The 16,113-nt window shown below is 62.6% G+C and carries 12 protein-coding genes; 7 read left to right on the top strand and 5 right to left on the bottom strand.

From position 1 onward, the window contains the following. The first annotated feature begins 20 nt into the window (after positions 1–20). The 4 genes from A7317_RS20070 (at position 21) to A7317_RS20055 (ending at position 5,159) form a co-directional block, all read left to right on the top strand. Positions 21–1,667: a bifunctional 3-(3-hydroxy-phenyl)propionate/3-hydroxycinnamic acid hydroxylase gene (locus tag A7317_RS20070; protein WP_069076688.1), complete on the top strand. Its 1,647-nt coding sequence runs from the start codon at positions 21–23 to the stop codon at positions 1,665–1,667. 22 nt (positions 1,668–1,689) lie between these two features. Next, on the top strand, positions 1,690–2,538 hold the full coding sequence (locus tag A7317_RS20065; protein ID WP_069076687.1) for a VOC family protein: 849 nt from the start codon (positions 1,690–1,692) through the stop codon (positions 2,536–2,538). Positions 2,539–2,610: 72 nt separating this feature from the next. After that, positions 2,611–4,089 (top strand): aldehyde dehydrogenase family protein, encoded by a 1,479-nt coding sequence (locus A7317_RS20060; RefSeq protein WP_069076686.1) that lies wholly within the window; start codon positions 2,611–2,613, stop codon positions 4,087–4,089. Positions 4,090–4,160: 71 nt separating this feature from the next. Further along, a complete protein-coding gene (locus A7317_RS20055; protein WP_069076685.1) occupies positions 4,161–5,159 on the top strand; it encodes a helix-turn-helix domain-containing protein in 999 nt (332 codons plus the stop codon). 86 nt (positions 5,160–5,245) lie between these two features. Here the strand turns inward: A7317_RS20055 and A7317_RS20050 are convergent, their stop codons facing one another. The 4 genes from A7317_RS20050 to A7317_RS20035 all read right to left on the bottom strand — a co-directional run bounded on the left by A7317_RS20050 (position 5,246) and on the right by A7317_RS20035 (position 11,762). Beyond that, positions 5,246–5,947, bottom strand: coding sequence for a VacJ family lipoprotein (locus A7317_RS20050; protein WP_024076445.1), 702 nt, complete (start codon positions 5,945–5,947; stop codon positions 5,246–5,248). Between the two features lie 102 nt (positions 5,948–6,049). After that, a complete protein-coding gene (locus tag A7317_RS20045; protein WP_069076684.1) occupies positions 6,050–7,444 on the bottom strand; it encodes an efflux transporter outer membrane subunit in 1,395 nt (464 codons plus the stop codon). Beyond that, positions 7,441–10,575: an efflux RND transporter permease subunit gene (locus A7317_RS20040; RefSeq protein ID WP_024076447.1), complete on the bottom strand. Its 3,135-nt coding sequence runs from the start codon at positions 10,573–10,575 to the stop codon at positions 7,441–7,443. The genes A7317_RS20045 and A7317_RS20040 overlap by 4 nt, the downstream gene beginning before the upstream one ends. 2 nt (positions 10,576–10,577) lie before the next feature. Beyond that, a complete protein-coding gene (locus A7317_RS20035) occupies positions 10,578–11,762 on the bottom strand; it encodes an efflux RND transporter periplasmic adaptor subunit (protein WP_024076448.1) in 1,185 nt (394 codons plus the stop codon). A 143-nt stretch (positions 11,763–11,905) separates the two neighbouring features. On the opposite strand from A7317_RS20035, the gene baeS reads away from it, so the two are divergent. From baeS to A7317_RS20020, 3 genes are all read left to right on the top strand, one after another. Next, a complete protein-coding gene (gene baeS / locus A7317_RS20030; RefSeq protein WP_069076683.1) occupies positions 11,906–13,291 on the top strand; it encodes a sensor histidine kinase efflux regulator BaeS in 1,386 nt (461 codons plus the stop codon). 3 nt (positions 13,292–13,294) lie between these two features. Next, positions 13,295–13,978 (top strand): response regulator, encoded by a 684-nt coding sequence (locus A7317_RS20025; protein WP_024076450.1) that lies wholly within the window; start codon positions 13,295–13,297, stop codon positions 13,976–13,978. Between the two features lie 67 nt (positions 13,979–14,045). Then, complete coding sequence (locus A7317_RS20020; protein WP_227496887.1) at positions 14,046–14,369, top strand: IclR family transcriptional regulator domain-containing protein; 324 nt, start codon at positions 14,046–14,048, stop codon at positions 14,367–14,369. Between the two features lie 48 nt (positions 14,370–14,417). Here A7317_RS20020 and A7317_RS20015 read toward each other — a convergent pair whose 3' ends face one another. Continuing rightward, entirely contained in the window at positions 14,418–15,953 is a 1,536-nt protein-coding gene (locus A7317_RS20015; protein WP_069076681.1) for an amidase, read from the bottom strand. Positions 15,954–16,113 lie beyond the last annotated feature (160 nt).

Genomic DNA, 16,113 nt, shown 5'->3' with positions numbered 1-16,113 from the left:
ACCTTTGGAAGGGAATAACAATGACAACCCTCAACAGCTTCAGCACTCAAGTCCTGATCGTCGGCGCCGGCCCCACCGGGCTGACCCTGGCCAACCTGCTCGGCCAGGCCAATGTGGACACCCTGATCATCGACCGCAAACCCGGCACCGTGACCGAACCCCGCGCCGTTTCGATCGATGATGAATCCTTGCGCACCATGCAGGCGATCGGGCTGGATGACGCCGTGTTACGCGACGTCGTGCCCGGCTACGGTGTGCATTACTTCACCCGCGCAGGCGGCCGTTGCTTTGGCAAGGTCGAGCCCACCGGCAGGTTATATGGGTTCCCCAAGCGTAATGCGTTTCGCCAGCCGCTGTTCGAAAGCACGCTGAAGGTCGGCCTTGAACGTTTTGCCAACCTGACAGCGCGCTTCAATCACGAACTGCTCGAGTTCACTCAAGACCAGCACGGCGTGCGCGCGTTGATCAAGGATGCCGATGGCCAACTGCTCGACGTCAAGGCCAGCTACCTGATCGCCTGCGACGGCGGTCGCAGCCCGGTGCGCAAGCAACTGGGGATCGAGATGGTAGGGTCGAGTTTTTCCTCACGCTGGCTGGTGGTCGACACCGACCAGGACGACGACCCCTTCTGGCAGACCCGCGTGTATTGCGATGCCCGGCGCCCGGTGGTGGAAGTGCCCGGCCCGCACCATACTCGGCGCTTTGAGTTCCAGCTCAAGTCGGGCGAAACCGATGCGCAGGTGCTCAGCCCCGAATGCCTGCACACGCTGCTTCGTCCGTTCAAGGGCGATGCCCCGGTGTCTATCGTGCGCAAGACGGTCTACACCTTTCATGCCCGCGTCGCCGAGCGTTGGCAGGTCGGCCGCGTATTTCTTGCCGGCGATGCCGCGCACTTGACCCCGCCCTACGCCGGGCAAGGGATGAACAGCGGCGTTCGCGACGCGCACAATCTGGGCTGGAAGCTGATCGCTGTGCTCAAGGGCCAAATGGCCGCAACCGCCCTGCTGTCCTACGAAAGCGAGCGGCGCGACCATGCCTGGGCCTTGATCAAGCTGGCCCTGAACCTTGGCGTGGTCATGGCGCCGGCCACCGTGCTGCGGGCTCGCCTGATCAGCGCGGCCTTCGCGTTAATCGGCCTGGTGCCGCCGCTGCGCGATTATTTCCTGCAAATGCGCTTCAAGCCCAAACCACGTTTTACCAAAGGCCTGGTATTGCCCGAAGGCAAGGCCGGGAAGCTGGCCTGCGGGCAAATGTTTCCTCAGCCATTGCTGACCGATGCCCAAGGCCACACACAACTGCTGGACACGACCATCGGTGCCGGTTTTGCCCTGATCCAATATGGCGACCCCGCTCTCCAGCGCCTGGATGAACTGCGCCACGGCCTTTGGGACCACCTGGAAGCCAAGCGCATCCTGATCCTGCCCGCGCACGTGCAGGCCCTGCCATCACTGCCCGGCTGCACCGTGCTGCACGACCGCGAGGATGCGCTCAAGGACCTGCTCGGCGACAGCCACACGTTTGTGCTGCTGCGCCCGGATCGCTATGTGGCCGCCATCTTCGACCTGGCCACACAAGACCAGGCCGCTGGCGCATTGCAGTCGTTGTTCGGCATCACCCTGACGAACCATCGCGTGGATCAGCCGGCGATGGCGCCCGTCTACCCCTGAACCTTCAGCCCCAGAGGTGTTTATGCAAACCTTGCAGACTTCCACTCCCGCACGCCTGTGTTACCTGCACCTGGCGAGCAAAGCGCCCCAGCAGCAAGTCGATTTCTATCGGCGCCTGCTGGACATGGACAGCCTGGCGCAAGCCGACGGCAGCTGGCTGCTCCAGGGGCCTCAACGGGCCATGCTGATCTCGCCCGCCGACCATAGCGGCCTGCTCGCGGCGGCGTACGACCTGGGCAGCCAAGTACACTTGAACGAGCTGCGCACGCGCCTGGTCGGCAACGGTTGTAACGTCGAGGCGCTCGACTCGCCGTTGCTGGAAGCGGGCGCCTTTCAAATCCGTGACCCCCAGGGTCGACAAACCGTATTTGGGGTGTCTCGCGGCGCGTCCACGCTCGACCGCAAGGGCATGCCGGGCCGCCTGCAGCACGTGGTGTTCCAGACCACGGAGCTGGAAGCGATGATCGACTTCTACGTCAACACGGTGGGCTTCACCGTCTCGGACAACGTCGTCGACGACCAGAGCGGCCAGCTCACCACCTGCTTCCTGCGTTCGGACGATGAGCACCATTCGCTGGCGTTCTTCCGCGGATCGAAAAACGAGTGGGATCACCACTGTTACGAAACCAACGAATGGAACGACATTCGCGACTGGGGCGACCGCTTCGCCAAGGAACGCATCACCTTGTTCTTCGGCCCGGGACGACATGGCCCAGGCAACAACCTGTTCTTCATGGTGGTCGATGCCGATCGCAACCGCCTGGAGTTCTCGGCCGAGCTGGAGATCACCGAGCCCACGCGCCCGCCTGGCGTCTGGCCGCAGGAGGAATACACCCTCAACTCCTGGGGACGCGCCTGGATCCGAAGCTGAATACGCACAACCTAAAGGGTCTGCCCTCACCCACCCTCAATCGACGCGGCTACCTGCCTCAAAGGTAAGACAATGACAACTCCAATACTCGCGGCCTACGCCATCAACGGCGACCAATACATCAACGGCACCTGGCGCGCCGGTGGTTCGACACGACGCCTGGACGACCGCAACCCCTTCAACGGCGAACCCTTGCTGGAAATGCCCCTGGCCTCGGTGGCCGACCTGGATGACGCCTACCAGGCCGCCCAGCGCGCGCAGACCGACTGGGCCGCGCTGCACCCGACCGAGCGCGGCGCACAGCTGGAAAAACTCGCCCAGGTCATCCAGAACCGCCGCGAAGAAATCATCGACTGGCTGATCCGTGAGTCCGGCAGTACCCGCATCAAGGCGGGCATGGAGTGGCAGTTCACCCTCAACCTGGTTCGCGAGTGCACCACCCTGCCGATGCAGGTTGAGGGACGGATCCTGACCAGCTACAAGCCTGGTGAGCAGAGCTTCGTGTTTCGCGAACCACTGGGGGTGGTCGGTGTGATCAGCCCGTGGAACTTCCCGCTGTACCTGAGCATGCGTTCCGTGGTGCCGGCACTTGCGCTGGGCAATACCGTGGTACTCAAGCCGGCCAGCGACACGGCAGTGACCGGCGGCCTGCTGATTGCCCACCTGTTCGAAGAAGCCGGGTTCCCGGCCGGTTCGTTGAATGTGGTGGTCGGCGCGGGTTCGGAGATTGGCGATGCCTTCGTCGAACACCCGATACCGAGCCTGATCTCTTTCACCGGTTCCACCGATGTGGGACGCAATGTCGGACGCATCGCCACCGGTGGCAAGCACATCAAGCGGGTGGCGCTGGAGCTGGGCGGCAACGCGCCGCTGGTGGTGCTGGAGGATGCGGACATCGAGATAGCGGCGCATGCCGCCGTGGTCGGGCGCTTCCTGCATCAGGGCCAGATTTGCATGAGCGTCAACCGGGTCATTGTGGATCGCTCGCTGTATGCCGATTTCGCAGCGCTGGTGGTCGAGCGCGTGCGCAATCTCAAGACCGGTGACCCGGCCCAGGCCGATACGGTGATCGGGCCGGTGGTCAACCAAAGTCAGCTCGACGGTCTGCTGGGGAAGATCGCCGCCGCCGAGCGCGCCGGTCTCAAGCAGTTGTGTGGCGGCCAGGCGCGCGGGCTGGTGCTGCCGGCCCATGTCTTTGGCGAAGTGGGCCCCGACCAGGCCCTGGCTCGCGATGAAACCTTCGGGCCGCTGCTGCCGTTGATGATCGCGCAAAACCAGGCCCATGCCCTGGAGTTGGCCAACGCCAGCGAGTACGGTCTGTCCAGTGCGGTGTTTACCCGCGACATGGCGCGCGGCCTGAGCTTTGCCCGTGGCATCGTGGCGGGCATGACCCATATCAACGACATCACGGTCGATGATCAGCCCAATGCGCCGTTCGGCGGCGAAAAGAACTCCGGCCTTGGCCGCTTCAATGGTCACTATGCCTTGGATGAATTCACCCGGGCCCATTGGGTGACCTGGCAAGCCGGGAGCCATCACTACCCGTTCTGATCGTCTGCGAGGATCGGGCAGGGTCCAGCCCTGCCCCGTCTGCCCAAAACAAAAAACAAAAGGCGAAACCAATGAGTAATCTAGCCTGTGTGTCCACCGAACAGGTCATGCGCTCCGATCGGCTGATGAAGTGGAAAGAATTCATGAGCGATCATCTGGGCCGCACGCCGGAGTATATAAAGCGCCTGGAATCCACCCACATCGACCCGCTGCACAACGGTAATTTCCAGGGGCGACTGGAATACGGCGACCTGGGCCAGTTGCGTTTCTGCCGCATGACCGCCAGTGCCCATCGCTATTCACGTCACCTGAGCCAGGCGCTCGATGTGCTCGACACCCCGCGTATGCTGATATTGCAAATCGCCGGTGTCAGTCACTTCGAGCAAGGCCAGAAAAGCAGCGCCGTCGCGCCGGACGAGATGCTCCTGGTCGACTGCGGCAAACCCTTCAGCGTCACCAGTACCCAGGGCTGCGAGCACTTTATCCTGCTGTTCCAGGGGGCTGCCGGGCAACTGACCCAGACCGGCGACATGCACTTGAGCGGCCGCAACGGGCTGGGGCGCATGCTGATGCACTTGATCAGCGACGCCTACCACCAATACCCCTTGCTCAACAGCCAGTCGGCGGGGCTGATCGGCGACAGTATCGCCGGGCTGCTGAACAATGCGCTGAAGAACAAGCAAGATGAAAAGCAGCTCGACCATGACTTCCGCTTCTTCAAGCAGAACCGCCTCAAGGCCTACATTGAGCGCCACCTGGCCGACCGCGACCTGAGCATCGAACGCATCGCCAACGCCGAGCAGTGTTCGGTGCGCAGTTTGCATCGGGCATTCCAGGACGAACTGGGGTGCAGCGTCAGCGAGTACATCTGGCAGCGTCGGTTGTCCCGCTGCGCCGAAGACCTGCGCAACCACGACCAGGCCCATCGCTCCCTCACCGAAATAGCCTACGCCTGGGGTTATGGCAGCAGCTCGCACTTCAGCCGGCACTTCAAGTCGACATTCGGCATGTCGCCCCGGCTGTTTCGTGAGACCGCCAGCGACGCCCGCGCCAACTCCACCGCGGCGTAACCCCAGGCACCGCCCATCCACACCGAGGTCAGGGTGGACGGGCCTGGCAACGCATGCAGGTCACCTCGTGTAGGTCGTCACACGGCTCAAAAGTCATCCTTGACGTTTGCGCCCTGGATCTTGAACGCTCGGTTTTGCAGATAAACACTGCGGATAAAGTTGTATTTATCGCCAGTGATGAGCTTTTCAGATTTCAGGTATTGGGCACGCCCGTCGATCATGCTCACGCCGTACAGGCTATTGCGCGTCGGAACGTCGCCGATGTAACGGACCGGGTTGGCGTAGGCATCGGGCAGGATCGCGGGTGCATCGCGAAGCGTGCTTGGCCCCAGGAATGGCAGTACCAGGTAAGGGCCGCTGTTGACGCCCCAGTGCCCCAGGGTTTGGCCAAAGTCTTGGTCACTGCGTTGCAGCCCCATCGGCGTCGCGACGTCGATCATCCCCACCAGGCCCAGCGTGCTGTTGAGCAAAAAGCGACTGGTATCTACGCCGGCACTGTGAAATTTGGCTTGAAGTACATTGTTAGCCAGGTTTTTCACCTCCCCCAGATTGTTGAAGACGTTATGAATACCGTCCTGGACCCTACGGGGGGTGATGAATTGATAGCCTTGGGCGAGCGGTTTGAGTGCATACGTATCCAACGTGTCATTGAATGCAAAGATCGATCGGTTGAACCCCTCCCATGGGTCCTCGTCGGAATCCGCACGGCACAGCGGTGACAGCGTGATGAAACAGGCGCAGGCCAGTGCCTGGGCGCGACGGCTTAAGGTGAAACGAAAGGCACGCATGTTTATTCCCCAATGAATGAAGTCACCCGATTTGATCCACGCAAGCCGTTCCATCGCTGCGGTTATGTGTGTGTATGCGGCAGAGTCTTTTCGCCTGGGCCTTCAGTTCCAGCCGCCGCCTAACACTTTGTAGAGCGTGATGCGGTTGCTCTGCTCGGTCAGGCGCAGGGTGATCAGGTCTTGCTGTGCGCTGTAGAGGGAGCGTTGCGCATCCAGGGCTTCGAGGTAGCTTTTCAACCCGCCACGATAGAGGGCATCGGAGAGTTCGAAGCTTTTGCGGCTGGCGTCGGTCAGCGCCTGTTGCGCGGCGATCCGGCGATCCAGGGTGCTGCGCACCGCCAGCGCGTCGGCCACTTCACGGAACGCGGTCTGCAGGGTTTGCTGGTAGGTCTGCACCTGGATATCACGTTCGACCTTGGCCGAGTCCAGGGTCGCGCGGTTACTGCCCGCGTCAAAAATCGGCACGCTGATGCTCGGGGCAAAGGTCCAGGCACCGCTGCCGGATTTGAACAGGCCGGCCAACGCCGCGCTGGAGGAGCCGGCATTGGTGGTCAGGCTGATGCTGGGGTAAAACGCCGCGCGCGCCGCGCCGATATCGATATTGGCGGACTTGAGGGTGTGTTCGGCCGACAGCACATCCGGGCGTTGTTGCAGCAGGCTGGAAGGCAGGCCCGCGGGTATCTGCACCAGCACGGCCGCTGACTCCAGGTGCGTGCCCGGCAACAGGGCCTCGGGCACGTCACTGCCGACCAACAGGCGCAAGGCATTGCGGTCCTGCAGAATCTGGCTCTCGTAGGACGCCACATCGCCCCGCGCCGACTCGACCGTGGTCTGGGCTTGGGCCACGGACAGCGCGGAGGAGCCGCCCAGGGCATAGCTGCGCTGGGTCAGGTCGTAGGTGGCCAACTGGCTGGTCAGGGTTTCCTGGGCCAGCAGCAGCCGTTCGTTGTCGGCCGCCAGGGTCAGCCAGGCGGTGGCCACTTCGGCCACCAGGCTGATTTGCGTGCTGCGCCGGGTTTCCGTCAGCGCCAGGTAGTCTTCCAGGGCCTCGTCCCGAAGGTTGCGTACCCGGCCAAACACGTCCAGTTCATAGCTGCTCAGCCCCAATTGCGCGCTGTAATCGTGGGTGGTGGCCGCCGTGCCGGTATTGGACAACGACCCCGGCGTACGGCTATGGGTGCCGCTGACGCTCGCGTCAAGGGTGGGAAACAGGTCCGCGCGCTTGATGCGGTACTGCGCCTGGGCCTTCTCCACGTTCAGGTTGGCCAGGCGCAAGTCGCGGTTATTGGCCAGCGCCAACGCCTGCAACTGCGCCAGGCGGCTGTCGGTGAAGAACTGCTGCCATTTGACGTCGGCGCCCACCTGCCCTTTCGGCAGGCTGGCCGCCGGCAGCCATTGCCCGGAGACGGGCGCTTCAGGCCGCTCATACTGGGGCGCCAGGTTGACGCAGCCGCCCAGGACCATGGCGGCCAGCAAAGGCCAATGTGACTTGATCATGCATCACCTGTCGGGGCAGATTGACGAGCACTGCGCTCGCGGCCGAAACGGCGGCGGATCAGCACAAAAAACAGCGGTACAAAGAAAATCCCCAGCACCGTGGCGCTGAACATCCCGCCCAGTACGCCGGTACCGATGGCCTGACGTCCGGCGGAACCTGCGCCGGTACTCAAGGCCAGCGGCAACACGCCGAACATGAAGGCCAGGGACGTCATCAGGATCGGCCGCAGGCGCTGGCGCACCGCGATCAGCGTCGCGTCGATCAGGCTGTTGCCCTGCTCTTGCAGGTGCTTGGCGAACTCAACGATCAGGATCGCGTTTTTCGCCGCCAGGCCCACGGTGGTCAACAGCCCCACCTGAAAATACACGTCGTTGCTCAACCCCGCGACGCGGGTCGCCAACACTGCGCCAATCACCCCCAGGGGCACCACCAGAATCACCGAGAACGGCACCGACCAACTCTCGTAGAGTGCGGCCAGGCACAGGAACACAAACAATACGGAGAGGGCATAGAGCAGCGGGGCCTGGGAGCCGGATAGCCGCAACTGATAGGACTGCCCGGTCCATTCGTAGCCGATGCCCTGGGGCAATTGCCGGACAATGGCTTCCACCGCGTCCATCGCGTCGCCGGAGCTCACCCCTGGCGCGGGGTCACCGACGATTTCCAGGGAGGCGTTACCGTTGTAGCGTTCCAGCAAGGGTGAGCCGTAACTCCAGGTGCTGCTGGCAAACGATGAGAACGGCACCATTTCATTGTTGCTGTTGCGCACGAACCAATGATCAAGGTCCGCGGCCTGCATGCGCGCGGATGCCTGGCCCTGCACGTAGACTTTTTTCACCCGGCCCTGGTTGAGAAAGTCATTCACATAAGTACCGCCCAACGCCGTCGACAAGGTGGTGTTGATGTCGCTGGTACTCAGGCTCAGGGCCCCGGCCTTGCGGTCGTCGATGCTGACCTTGAGCTGCGGCGCATCGTCCAGGCCGTTGCTGCGAACCCCGAGCAAACGTGGATCCTTTCTGGCCAGCTCAAGAAACTGTTCGCGGGCCGCCACCAGTGCATCGTGGCCCAGGCCAGCGAGGTCCTTGAGTTGCAGGTCGAACCCCGAGCTTTGGCCCAGGCCGCGTACGGTCGGCGGTTGCATGACGAACGCGTCGGCATCCCCGATGCTGGCCAGTGCCAGGGTCGCCCGTTGGGCAATGGCCGCCGCACCCTGGCCGGGCCCACCGCGTTCGTCCCAGTCCTTGAGGCGGATAAACGCGCGCGCGGTGTTCTGGCTGTTCCCCCCCATGCCCAGCCCGCTGATGCTGATCATCGCTTCGACTTCGGGCTGTTTGAGGATGTAGTCCTCGAACTGCTTGATCACCGCCTGGGTGCGGCTGTCCGTCGCGCCGACCGGCAACTGGATCTGTGCCAGGAGGATCCCTTGGTCTTCGTCCGGCAGAAACGACGTGGCCAGGCTCATGTAGCCCACCGCCATGACCACCAGCACCCCGCCATAGAGCAGCAGGCTGCGCACCCAACGCCGCAACACCACACCCACCCAACGCTCGTAAGCGGCGCTGGCACGTTCAAAGGTGCGGTTGAACCCGCCGAAGAACCCGCGCTGGGCCGCATGCCCCTGGCCATCGTGGGTTTTGAGCAACGAAGCGCACAGCGCGGGGGTCAGCGTCATCGCCACCAACACCGAGAGGACCATGGCCGAGACAATGGTCACCGAAAACTGCCGATAGATAATCCCGGTGGAACCGCCGAAAAACGCCATGGGGATAAACACCGCGCTCAGCACCAGCGTGATGCCGACCAGTGCGCCGCTGATTTCGCGCATCGATTGACGCGTGGCCGCCACAGGCGATAGCCCCTCCCCCATCAGCCGCTCTACGTTTTCGACCACCACAATGGCGTCGTCCACCAGCAAGCCAATCGCCAGGACCATGGCAAACATCGTCAAGGTGTTGATCGAATAGCCAAACATCGCCAACACGCCGAACGTGCCCAGCAACACCACCGGCACGGTAATCGCCGGGATCAGCGTCGCGCGCAGGTTTTGCAGGAACAGGAACATGATCAACACCACCAGCACGATGGCCTCGCCCAAGGCCTTGACCACTTCCTCGATGGACAGACTGACAAACGGCGTGGTGTCGTAGGCAATCACGTTTTTAAGCTGCATTTCAGTCGGGTAGAACGGCTCCATCTCCTTGAGCTTGGCCTTGACCGCCTTGCCGACGTTCAGCGCATTCGCGCCTGCCGCCAGTTGCACCCCCATGGCCGCCGCGGGCTTGCCGTTGAGGGCGGTGCTGATGTCGTAGCTTTCGCTGCCCAGTTCCAGGGTCGCGATATCGCCCAGCAACACCACGGCACCGTCGCTGCTGGACTTGACCACCACATCACGAAACGCTTCGACGGTCTGCAGTTTGCTGCGGGCACTGATCGTGGCGTTCAACTGCTGCCCCTTGATCGCCGGCAATGCCCCCAGTTGCCCGGCGGAGACTTCGGTGTTCTGCGCCTCCAGGGCACTGCTGACGTCCGAAGGCATCAGCGCGTACTTTTCCAACAGGGCCGGGTCCAGCCAGATACGCATGGCATAGCCTGCCCCCAATGTCTGCACATCGCCGACCCCGTCTATGCGGCTGATGGAGTCCAGCAAGGTGGTGGAAATGTAGTCGCCGATCTGGGTGCCGGTCACGCTGGGGTCATCCGATGCCAGGGCGACAATCATCAGGAAGTCCGAGCCGCCCTTGGTCACGGTCAGGCCTTCGCTTTGTACCGATTGCGGCAGTCTCGACTCGGCTTGTTGCAGCTTGTTCTGTACCTGCATTTGGGCGACATCCGGGTCGGTGCCGGCGGTGAACGTCAAACTGATGCTGGCACTGCCCGCCGAACTGCTGGTGGCCGACATGTAGGTCAGGTTATCCAGGCCTTTCATCTGCTGTTCGATGACCTGGGTCACCGAGTCTTCCACGGTCTTGGCCGAGGCCCCGGTGTAGGTCGCGGAAATCTTCACCGTGGGTGGCGCGATGTCCGGGTATTGCTCCAACGGCAACTGGCTGATGGAGAGGCTGCCACCGAGCATGATCACGATGGCGATGACCCAGGCGAAAATCGGTCGATCAATAAAAAAGTGCGCCACGCTTAACCCTCCTTCACAGGGGTGGGTGGCGTGGCCGCTTGCGCGCTGGCGTCCTGCGCCTGGACTGCGGCACCGGCACGGACTTTTTGTCCGCCTTCGACAATCAACTGGTCACCCGCCTTGAGGCCTGCCGTGACCCACCATTGATTGCCCACCGCGCGATCAATGCTCAGCTGACGTTGTTCCACCTTGCCGTCGACCACCAGTAGCGCCGTGGTCACACCGCTGGCGCTGCGGGTCACTGCTTTTTGCGGAACCAGAATGGCCTGGTCATTGCGGGCCTGCTCCAGCACCGCGCGGACATACATGCCCGGTAGCAGCAGGTGGTCTGGATTGGCGAACTCCGCGCGCAGGGTGACGGTGCCCGTCCCCTCGTTGACACTGACGCCGCTGACCTTGAGCCGCCCTTGCTGGTTGTAAGTGCTGCCATCGTCCAGCTTCAGGCTGACCCGCGCCTGGCCGTCACCGTTGGACTGCAACACGCCGCTGGCCAGGTCCCGCTTGAGCCGCAGCAATTGCGTGGTCGATTGGGTAACGTCCACATAGATCGGATCGAGTTGCTGCACCGTGGTCAATGCACTGTCCTGATTGGCCACCACCAGCGCACCAGGGGTCACGGTGGACGTTTCGATGCGCCCGCTGACCGGCGAGGTGATACGTGTGTACGCCAGGTTGATCCGGGCAGTTTCGACTTCCGCCTCAGCGACTTGCACATCGGCGGCAGCCGTCAGCAAGGTCGCCTGGGCGTCCTCGTTATCCTGCTGGCTGATGGCATTGATCTTCACCAGTTCCGCGTCGCGCCTGGCGGTGCTCTGCGCCGATTTAAGCGTGGCGCGAGCCTTGGCCAGGCTCGCCTGGGACTGCGCCAGCGCGGCGGTATAGGACGCAGCATCCAATTGGTACAGGGCCTGCCCGACCTTGACATCCGCGCCCTCGACAAACAGTCGCCGCTGGACGATGCCGCCCACCTGCGGACGGATCTGCGCCACCATGAACGCCTGGGTGCGCCCCGCCAACTCAGTGGTCAGCACCTGGCTCTGGGGCTTTATGCTGATCACCGAGACTTTGGGGGTGACCGCTTCAGGCGCCGGCTCGCCACCGGAGCAGCCACCCAACATGACCAGAATGATCAACGACAGGAAAACCGCGGCGGTTACCAGGAATTTGGCGATTATTTTCGTGGACATAGCTGCCTCTGCAAGACGGAATGGCTTGAGTCAGCGCCATCCTGCGAGGCAAATGTGCAGGAAAATTGAAGATTGCCCGACCGGGTTGAATCTTTCCGTCGCCAGGGCCTAAATGGTCCATCCATTCTTAACGGCCCACCTGCATGAAGTTGAGTATCTCCACCAAGCTGTTTATCGCGGTACTGGCCGGTGTGCTGCTGGTCATCCTGAGCATGGGCTTGGCGACGAGCTGGAGTTTTGGGCGCGGCTTTCTCGGGTATCTCAATGAGCAGGCGCTGGACCGCATGGCACCCGTGCTGCCACGCCTGGCCAGTGCCTATGCGCGTGAGGGGAATTGGGAGTTCCTGCGCAACCAGCCGGACCGCTGGTTTGACATTATGCGGCCCGAACTCGGCGAAGATCCGGCGAAGAACGACTTGCGTACCCCCATGGCCTCGGACCTGACGGGCGCGCTGTTTCGCATTGCATTGCTGGATAAACACAAAAAACGCGTGAACGGCTACCCGGATATCGGCAACGACGCCTTGTTGCGCCCGATCGTGGTGGCCGATGAAACCGTCGGCTGGCTGGCCGTGACCCCGTTCCAGAGCGTGACCGAGGCCGGCGGCGAACGGTTCCAGCAATACCAGTTACGCACCAGCCTGGTGATGGGCGCCTTTTCGCTGCTACTGGCGATGCTGATTGCCTGGTGGATCGCCCGCACGTTGTTAGAGCCGGTCAAACGGGTGGCCGCAGCGACCCATCGCCTGGCCAGCGGCGACTACAGCGGCCGCGTGGCGGTGGCCTCCAATGACGAAGTGGGCCAATTGGCCCGGGACTTCAATCAGCTCGCCTATACCCTGGAGCGCAATGAACAGATGCGTCGTGAGTTCATGGCCGATGTGTCCCACGAATTGCGTACCCCGCTGTCGGTGTTGCGCGGCGAGCTGGAGGCCATCGAGGATGGCGTGCGCACCCTGGACCAAGGCTCGATGAAATCCTTGCAAGGTGAGGTCGGCATGCTCAGCAAGCTGGTGGATGATCTGTATGAACTGTCCCTGGCGGATGTGGGCGCACTGACCTATCGCAAGAGCGCTTGCGCACTGGAGCCGCTGCTGCGCAACAGTGTGGCGATGTTCCAGGAGCGCTTGCACGCCCAGCACCTGCGCATCGAACTGGACTTGCCATCCCAACCCCTAGAACTGCTGGCCGACGCCAATCGCTTACAGCAATTGTTTTCCAACCTGTTGGAAAACGCCGTGCGCTACACCGACCCGCAGGGGCTCATACGCATCCGCGCCGGCCTGGATCGCACCGACGTGTGCATTGATGTTCTAGACTCCGGCCCAGGCGTTTCAGCCGAACAACTGCCGCGCCTGTTCGAGCGTTTCTATCGCGGTGAATCGTCGCGCAACCGCGCCAGTGGCGGGGCCGGCCTGGGGCTGGCGATTTGTCACAGCATCGCCCTCGCCCACGGCGGCAGCCTCAGCGCCGCTCACTCCCCCCTCGGCGGTCTTTGGCTGACCCTGCGCCTGCCACGGAATACCTGACTCATGAGCGACGAAAGCCCGATCCTGATCGTCGAAGACGAACCGAAGCTGGCCGCACTGATGCGCGATTACCTGGTCGCCGCGGGCTACCCGACGCGCTGCCTGGACAACGGCTTGCAGGTGGTGCCGAGCGTGCGCGCCCAGGCACCGCGCCTGATCTTGCTCGACCTGATGCTACCCGGGCGCGACGGTATGCAAGTGTGCCAGGACCTGCGCGGGTTCAGCGCCGTACCGATCATCATGATCACCGCCCGAGTCGAAGAGGTGGACCGCCTGCAGGGCCTGGACCTGGGCGCCGACGACTACATCTGCAAGCCGTTCAGCCCGCGCGAGGTAGTAGCGCGAGTCAAGGCCATCCTGCGTCGCGGCCCCCAACTGCTGACCAGCACACCGCCGCGCCTGCTGATCGACGAAGCGCAATACCGTGCGTCACTCGACGGTATCGAACTGGACCTCACGCCGCTGGAACTGCGCTTGCTCAGCACCTTTGCACGTTCCGCCGGGCGGGTGTTTTCCCGTGACCAACTGCTCGACAACATCTACTCCGACCACCGTGTGGTCACCGACCGCACGGTGGACAGCCATATCCGTAACCTGCGGCGTAAGCTGGAGCAGGCATGCCCTGGGGAAACGCCCATCGAGTCGTTGTATGGGGTGGGCTATCGGTTTCAGCTTTCCGGGGGCTGAGGTTTTGTCGAGGCCAAGGCAGTCTGCACCCTGGCAACGCCCCCCTTGACCATCCTAAAGGCCCTGGCTGGAGCAGCCCGAGCTGATCGCTCATTTGCAGGAAGAAAGTTTCGAGCGCCGTACCGCCAACACCTTGACCAGCATCGAGGCCTATCTACAAGAACTGGAAGTGGTACGCGCCCAGGGTTATGCCGAAGACCATGAAGAGTTCGAAGACAATATGCGCTGCCTGGCCGCACCGATCCGTGACCGTTTCGGCCACGTGATAGCGGGCATGAGCGTGTCCTTCCCCTGCTTTCGTTTTCGCGAAGAACTCAAGCAGGATTACGTTAATCGGCTGATGGAAGCCACCCAGCAGATTTCCAGACAATTGGGCTGGCAGGCAAAGTAGCCCAGGCGCCAGCGAACGTATTCGCCAGCGCCAGGGCAGGCAATCGGTTTACAGCGCCGGGGGTTTAGGGAATGCGCCACGGGCGTGTTCGTAGGCCTGGGCAACGCGTAATGCGAGGGCGTCCTGGAAACGCGGGGCAACGATCATCATGGCTACCGGCAAGCCGTCCGCAAGCCCCGCCGGGATCGACGTCGCGGGGTGCCCCGTGAGGTCAAACGGCGCGGTATTGGCGAGCATGTCCAGTGCACTGTGCACGTACTCCTCGACGGGCGCATCCGCGGCGGTCAACGGCGTGGCTACGAAGGGCATGGTGGGCAGCACCAATACATCAAAATCCTTGAATGCCTCGTCGTACTGGCGCGTCAGCTCCGGTACCAGCATCCGCGCCTTGGCGTAGTAGGCGCCATGCAGGTTTTTCAGGCTGTAGTGACCGGTCAACGCGACCGCTCGCACGCTACTGGACAACGCATCCGCGTGTTCACGGCGTTTTTCGCCGAAGTAACTCATGATGTCCGGGTCGTAATAACCGTCGACGTTCATGCCGTAACCATTGCCCTGCAACATCTGATACGCCGCGCCGTCAGTGGCAATCACGTTCCACAGATCCAATGCCACGCCCGTGTGCCACGGAGCACTCGCTTCGCCGACACTGGCGCCCAGGCTTTCAAGCTGGGCAACCGCCGCCTTGACCAGCGCATCCACCTGCGGCTCGGACATCCCCGGGATCGCAAACCCCTCTCGCAGCAAGCCGATCTTCAAGCCGGCAACGCCCTGGTCCAGCGTCGCGAGGCAGTTGACCGCGGGTGGACTCTTTTGCCTGGAATCAAGCCCATCGGCTCCCGCAATGACATCGAGCATCACTGCCACATCGCGCACGTTATTGGCCATCGGGCCCACGTGATCGATGGTTCGCTCAATCGGGAACGCCCCGGTGTAAGGCACCAGGCCGTAAGTCGGTTTGTGCCCGACGATGCCGCTCCAGGCCGACGGCATCCGGATCGAACCGCCCTGATCGCCGCCGATGGCCATGTCTACTTGGCCAAGCGCCACCAGCACCGCGCTTCCGCTGGACGAGCCGCCTGCATTGCGCGTCAGGTCCCACGGGTTTTTAACCGGGCCGCTGGCGGAGGTGAAACTGGCCCCGGAGAAACACAAGTCTTCACACACCGACTTGCCGACCACCGTGGCCCCGGCCGCCAGCAAGCGTTTGACCACAGTGGCGTCTTCGGACGGGATATACCCGTCCAGGCTCAATGAACCGTTAGCCATGGGGACGCCAGCCACCGACACGTTGTCCTTGATGACCACAGTCCTGCCGGCCAATGGCCCTTGCGCCGCTCCAACGATGCGGGTTTTCACGTACCAGGCGCCGTGCAGGTTGTCTGCCTCGGCGGCTTTGTTGTATTCGCGTTCAGGCGGTTGCTGCGCGACGTTGGCGGCGTACAGCGCATCGATGGCTTCATAGGCGTTCAACGTTTCGTCGGCCAGATTGAGGAAGGCCTCCATCTGGCTATCTGTCAGGTGATAACCGTGGTCTTCGGCGGCCATCAGAAAATCGGCTTTGCTGGGGCGTTTTACGGACATGGTGTTCTCCAAGTGACGTTAAGAACCACCCGATATCGGGTGATCATTGACTCGAACCGGCCGTGCCCAATGCACAGGTTACGGCTCGCTCCGGAGGACTCCATTGTCCATGCCGGTCGCCACGCGGTGATCCATACCTGCCAAGTGAGGCGTATGGCAA

The organism is Pseudomonas fluorescens (assembly GCF_001708445.1).
Taxonomy (GTDB): domain Bacteria; phylum Pseudomonadota; class Gammaproteobacteria; order Pseudomonadales; family Pseudomonadaceae; genus Aquipseudomonas; species Aquipseudomonas gorinensis.
The sequence above is the reverse complement of the archived record's forward strand: the minus strand, read 5'-3'. Positions and strand labels throughout refer to the sequence as shown.

Coding starts and splice junctions, on each gene's coding strand:
- A7317_RS20070 (WP_069076688.1), top strand. CDS start 21: ATGACAACCCTCAACAGCTTCAGCACTCAAGTCCTGATCGTCGGCGCC.
- A7317_RS20065 (WP_069076687.1), top strand. CDS start 1,690: ATGCAAACCTTGCAGACTTCCACTCCCGCACGCCTGTGTTACCTGCAC.
- A7317_RS20060 (WP_069076686.1), top strand. CDS start 2,611: ATGACAACTCCAATACTCGCGGCCTACGCCATCAACGGCGACCAATAC.
- A7317_RS20055 (WP_069076685.1), top strand. CDS start 4,161: ATGAGTAATCTAGCCTGTGTGTCCACCGAACAGGTCATGCGCTCCGAT.
- A7317_RS20050 (WP_024076445.1), bottom strand. CDS start 5,947: ATGCGTGCCTTTCGTTTCACCTTAAGCCGTCGCGCCCAGGCACTGGCC.
- A7317_RS20045 (WP_069076684.1), bottom strand. CDS start 7,444: ATGATCAAGTCACATTGGCCTTTGCTGGCCGCCATGGTCCTGGGCGGC.
- A7317_RS20035 (WP_024076448.1), bottom strand. CDS start 11,762: ATGTCCACGAAAATAATCGCCAAATTCCTGGTAACCGCCGCGGTTTTC.
- baeS (WP_069076683.1), top strand. CDS start 11,906: ATGAAGTTGAGTATCTCCACCAAGCTGTTTATCGCGGTACTGGCCGGT.
- A7317_RS20025 (WP_024076450.1), top strand. CDS start 13,295: ATGAGCGACGAAAGCCCGATCCTGATCGTCGAAGACGAACCGAAGCTG.
- A7317_RS20015 (WP_069076681.1), bottom strand. CDS start 15,953: ATGTCCGTAAAACGCCCCAGCAAAGCCGATTTTCTGATGGCCGCCGAA.